A 1,300-nucleotide genomic window follows, 5' to 3' on the forward strand; every position below is an offset into this window, starting at 1 on the left:
TAATGCCGTTCAGTTAAGGTCCTTTCTGAGGAACCGGACGGTGTAGCGCTTAGGCAGGGCTTTGACTTCACGGGGGCACTTACGCCCCCGTCGCTTTTGGACGATCGCCAACTGAAGTTTGGCGCGCATGCGCTGCAGGTGGGCCGGCAGCTTGCCTGGGGCCATGCCGGCTGCCCAGATCAACTCGCCCTGTATCAGGCGCAAGGCCAGCACAAAGCTCAAGTCGGTGGGCTCGGCGCGGGCCTCGAGCGCAGCCTTGGCCATCTCCAGACGCACCAGGTTGTACGCAATCAGTGCCCCCCAGATTTCCTGATGCACGCCCTCAGGCTGGCGGCTGCGCAAGGTCAGTTCGGCCCCGAGCATCGTCTGCTTCAGTTCTCGATAGCTGGTTTCGATTTCCCAACGGCGCTTGTAGCACCCAATGATGTCGGCTGCCTTGAAGCGCCGACGGTCTGTCAACGAGGTCAACAGGACGCGGTCTGAGTCCTCGTCCCGGATCGCGCGAGCTGTCCAAGTCTCTGGCAAGGCAGGATTCTTGCGGCGAGCCTGAGGCGAGACCTTCATCTGGACGATGCCATCGCCCTCGTTGCCTGAGAGCAACTCCCACTGCAGATTCTTCTTAGCGGGGATCAGGAAGTGGCGCTCGCTGCCGCCCATGCGCAAGCCCCACAGGATCTCTGCGGCCAGAAAGCCCTTGTCAAAGATCGTNNCGAGACCCCGCGGACTTGTGGATAGCTGGCGACCTTGCCGCTGGCGTAGCTCTGCGCGCCAAAGTGGAGGCGATTCTCAGGGCTATCGGCAGTGCGGAAGGTGGTCCCATCCATGGCGTAAAGCGCCAAGCCCTTCCATTTGTAGTGCGCAGCATCCTGAGCCACCCACGCCCGTGCGGTCTGCTCGAACAGCCACAACAGAGGCTTGTCTCCAAGCCGCTCGCGGGCTTGGGCGATCCCGCTCTTGCTGACACAGGCGTTGGCATCGTTGGGCAGTGCCAGGTCCAGCGTCTCCAGCACATCGGGAATCGATTGGTGCCGATAGAGCGCCAGCGCGATGACCAGCCAGACCACCTGCTCTGCTGGCAGTCGGCGCCGGCGAACGGACGCTGTCCCCGAGGCTGCCAGCGCTTGCTCAATCCAAGCCATCGGCAGGTGCTCGCTGAGCCGGGCAAAACTGGCCGGCTCACTAAGCTCAAGGGTGGCGTGGACTTGTTCCGATAGCATCGGAACGGCAAGTTAACAGCTCGACACCTTGTTTACAACCCCTGCAAAGAAAAATGCCGTTCAGACTTAACTGAACGGCATTA

General features: G+C 61.5%; 1 pseudogene. It reads right to left on the reverse strand.

The window, feature by feature from the left end:
• Positions 1-9 precede the first annotated feature (9 nt).
• Positions 10-1,217, reverse strand: a pseudogene (locus IPF36_RS17785) (IS4 family transposase).
• Between the last annotated feature and the right edge of the window lie 83 nt (positions 1,218-1,300).

The sequence above is a fragment of the Cupriavidus sp. IK-TO18 genome, from assembly GCF_015549295.1.
Classification (GTDB): Bacteria; Pseudomonadota; Gammaproteobacteria; order Burkholderiales; family Burkholderiaceae; genus Cupriavidus; species Cupriavidus oxalaticus_A.